The organism is Cognatishimia sp., assembly GCF_964229375.1.
GTDB lineage: Bacteria > Pseudomonadota > Alphaproteobacteria > Rhodobacterales > Rhodobacteraceae > Cognatishimia.
Genome location: NZ_CAXREH010000017.1, coordinates 1 through 3,411 on the forward strand (window position 1 = coordinate 1; position 3,411 = coordinate 3,411).

General features: G+C 58.5%; 4 protein-coding genes and 1 tRNA gene. 3 read left to right on the top strand and 2 right to left on the bottom strand.

From position 1 onward, the window contains the following. Window positions 1–148 precede the first annotated feature (148 nt). The gene (locus ACEQWH_RS01420) at window positions 149–1,402 is read left to right on the top strand and encodes a DNA polymerase IV (RefSeq protein WP_370227613.1); all 1,254 of its coding nucleotides are present in this window, start codon (window positions 149–151) and stop codon (window positions 1,400–1,402) included. A 23-nt stretch (window positions 1,403–1,425) separates the two neighbouring features. Here ACEQWH_RS01420 and ACEQWH_RS01425 read toward each other — a convergent pair whose 3' ends face one another. After that, complete coding sequence (locus ACEQWH_RS01425) at window positions 1,426–2,286, bottom strand: N-formylglutamate amidohydrolase (protein WP_370227615.1); 861 nt, start codon at window positions 2,284–2,286, stop codon at window positions 1,426–1,428. 150 nt (window positions 2,287–2,436) lie between these two features. On the opposite strand from ACEQWH_RS01425, the gene ACEQWH_RS01430 reads away from it, so the two are divergent. Beyond that, window positions 2,437–2,511: transfer RNA gene (locus ACEQWH_RS01430), tRNA-Val, on the top strand. A gap of 77 nt (window positions 2,512–2,588) precedes the next feature. Continuing rightward, entirely contained in the window at window positions 2,589–2,714 is a 126-nt protein-coding gene (ykgO, locus tag ACEQWH_RS01435; RefSeq protein WP_012177066.1) for a type B 50S ribosomal protein L36, read from the top strand. Window positions 2,715–2,794: 80 nt separating this feature from the next. Here the strand turns inward: ykgO and ACEQWH_RS01440 are convergent. After that, window positions 2,795–3,411: Hint domain-containing protein (locus ACEQWH_RS01440; RefSeq protein WP_370227617.1), on the bottom strand; the 617-nt coding region annotated here is incomplete at its 5' end.

The following is a 3,411-nucleotide window of genomic DNA, read 5'->3' on the forward strand; positions in this document are numbered from 1 at the left end:
ATGGGCGGGCCACGGGATGTTGGGGCGATCGTCTCGCAACAACGAGACAAGCTCGCTGCCGACAAAAACTGCCATCTTGGCCCCGACAAAGCGGATGTGCTCGCCTGGCTCAAATGCTATGCTGGGGATCTGAATATCCGAGTGACCCATGCCTGCCCTCTGCCGCGATTGCCTTAGTGACATCAAGGACGCACGCCGCTGCCCCAGTTGCGGCAGCCTGCGCATCGTGCGTCACGAAGAACTTTATAGTCTGAGTATCGCTCATATGGACTGCGATGCGTTTTATGCAAGTGTGGAAAAACGCGACAATCCCGACCTGATCGACAAACCGGTGATTATCGGGGGCGGCAAACGCGGCGTTGTATCGACCGCCTGCTATGTCGCGCGCATTCGTGGCGTGCGGTCGGCGATGCCCATGTTCAAGGCGCTGGACCTTTGCCCCGACGCCGTGGTCGTCAAGCCGCGCATGTCGGTCTATGCCGAGGTCAGCCGCCAAGTCCGTGCCCTGATGGACGAGCTGACACCGGCCGTGGAACCTTTGTCGCTGGATGAGGCCTTTATGGATCTGACCGGTACGGCCAAGCTGCATGGCGCACCGCCTGCTGTGATGCTGGCGCGGCTGGTGAAACGCATGAAGGACGAGCTGGGCATCACCGGCTCTATCGGCCTTAGTCACAACAAGTTCCTCGCCAAGGTGGCCTCAGATTTAGACAAACCGCAGGGCTTTGCAATTATCGGCGAGGCCGAGACGTCTGACTTTCTGCGCGATCAACCTGTGCGGTTGATTTGGGGCGTTGGCCCTGCGGCGCAGGCAGGACTGGAAAGCGCGGGCATTCATACATTCGCAGACCTGTTGCGATGGGACCAAAGAGAGCTGACAGATCGTTTTGGTTCTATGGGCTTTCGCCTTTGGCATCTGGCACGCGGCGAAGACCGTCGCAAAATCACCGCGCGGGCGCCTGTCAAAAGCATCAGCAAGGAAACCACATTTTTTGAGGACACCTCGGATCTGGACATTCTGGACGGTCACTTGTGGCGACTGTCTGAACAAGTCGCAGACCGCGCCAAGGCCAAGTCCAAAGCAGGGCGCGTTGTGACACTCAAACTGAAACGCAAAGACTTCACGCTGATCAGCCGCCGACAAAGCCTGCGCGACGCTACCCAGATGACCGACACGATCTATACAACGGCCCGCGCGCTTTTTGACACCTGCGCGCAAAAAGGGCCGTTTCGCCTGATCGGGGTCGGCATATCCGACATTGTCGAAGACAGCGCAGCAGACCTGAGCGCCGATTTGCTAGATCCCAAAGCCGCCCAACGACGAGAGGCAGAGCGTGCGACCGATAAGATCCGCGCGCGATTTGGGACAGATGCAATTCTGAAAGGGCGCTCGATGCGCTAGGGAACCCAACGGGGATCTGCCAGCTATTCCGCCGCCAAATTCTGTGAGGCACCGCCGATTGTGACCACTTCGGCAATCACTTTTTGCAGCCGCGAACGCACCTCTTCAAATCCGCTGTGGGGCTGGATCAGCTTCTCGTCCATATAGATCGAGCGGTCAATTTCGATCTGAATAGCGTGCTGATTGCGGCCCAAACGCCCATAGTGCTGTGTGACATAGGCCCCCGCAAATGGTGCGTTGCGCGACACCGTGAACCCTGCGCCGGCAAAGGCCGCTTCGACCTGCTCGACGATCTCGGAACTCGCCGATGTGCCAAAGCGATCGCCAAGCACGATTTCAGGCCGCGTCCCGCCCGACGTGCGCAGGGCATCCAAGGCTTCGCGGGGCATCGAATGGCAGTCCAGCAAGATCGCCTGGCCGAATTTGGCGAGCGATTCATTGAGCAACGATTGCAACGCCTTGTGGTACGGACGCCAATAGGCCTCCAAGCGGGTTTCCGCCTCATCCAACCGAATCTTCCCGCGATAGATCGCGCGACCGTTGGACACCACTCTGGGAATCACCCCAAGACCCGACGCTACCCGAGGGTTGTTCCCTACACCCCGAACACCGCTGATCAACGCAGGGTCCAGTTCGTCGGCGCTTCGGTTGAAGTCGACACAGGCGCGCGGCACACCAGCGCGCAGCAAAGGTGCTCCGAATGTCGGCGCCTGATCAAAAAGCCTGTCTACAAAGGCATCTTCCGAGCTGCGAATGCTGTGCGCATTCAAAACGGACCGCTGAAGAAACCAATCCGGATAGTCGTTCCCACTATGCGGCGAGGCAAATACCACGCAGGATGTGCGTGACTCTGGGCGATCCAGTTTATAGGCCTGACTGCTCATCGACTCTCCTTATCGGCTGACAAGATAGTCCGAAAAAGATATTTGTCGAAAGCCCTTGATCCCCCCTGCGACTCCTTTTATAGACGCCTCCACCAGCGCGGACATCCGCGCTCCTTTTTCTTGAGGAGCAGGATTTTGCAAAGGTTTCATGGGCGATTAGCTCAGCGGTAGAGCACTTCGTTGACATCGAAGGGGTCACAAGTTCGATCCTTGTATCGCCCACCATGAATTCACCGCCTCGACCACGGTCTAGGCAGCCCGCTAACCAGGCGCACGTCGCGCCGCGAAATGAGGAGAAGGCCATGAAGGTCAAGAACTCGCTCCGCTCGCTCAAGCAGCGTCACCGCGACTGCCGTGTTGTGCGCCGTAAGGGCCGCGTTTATGTGATTAATAAAACGCAACGCCGGTTCAAAGCTCGTCAGGGCTAAGCGCCAGACGGACTTGCTTCGTAAAAGAAAGCCGCTCTTTTCAGGGCGGCTTTTTTGCATTTCAGGTGTCGTGTTGCCCGCTAGGCCTTGCCCGCCTGCGCATAGATTGGTTGGTTGTTCTTGCGGTGGCGCGCCATCAATTTCTTGGTGCGTTTCTGCGACGGAATCGGCCGCGCGGGCATCGCAAAGACTTCGCCAGCCAAAGCTTGTGGAAACAACGCAATCAATTCGCTCAGTGCCTCAGCGCCAAGGGCTTTCATGATGCCAGGGCCAATCAAAAGGCTTTCCGTCTCGGCGCCCTCGGCCACGATGATTTCGTGATCGTCAAAAACCAGATGATAATAGCCAACATCCGCCAGCCCGCCGTCCACAAAAACGCCGGACAACTCTAGCAGCTTGGCAGCGGCGACAAGAACTTCAGGCTGGCCAAACATGCGCCGCGCGATAGCGGATTTTAGCACCATGCGATGCTGACGCGACACCAGAAGATCGCGCTTGGGTGTGCCACCTCCCAGCGCTCCGGCCACGATGCGGATAGGGCGCAAGTCGGGGTTTCGTTTCTGACGGGCGGCACTGACCGTTGTGGACATCACCCCCCGCAGTTTCAGAACGCGGCCGTCAGCGGCGCAGACAAGATCCCCTTCAGTCAGCGCATCTACCGCACGCGGCCCGTGTGGTGTTGCCACTTGGGTGCCCG

What these genes read in the sequence shown, in the direction of transcription:
- ACEQWH_RS01425 (WP_370227615.1), bottom strand. Translation starts at nt 2,286, where the DNA reads ATGAGCAGTCAGGCCTATAAACTGGATCGCCCAGAGTCACGCACATCC.
- ACEQWH_RS01420 (WP_370227613.1), top strand. Translation starts at nt 149, where the DNA reads ATGCCTGCCCTCTGCCGCGATTGCCTTAGTGACATCAAGGACGCACGC.
- ykgO (WP_012177066.1), top strand. Translation starts at nt 2,589, where the DNA reads ATGAAGGTCAAGAACTCGCTCCGCTCGCTCAAGCAGCGTCACCGCGAC.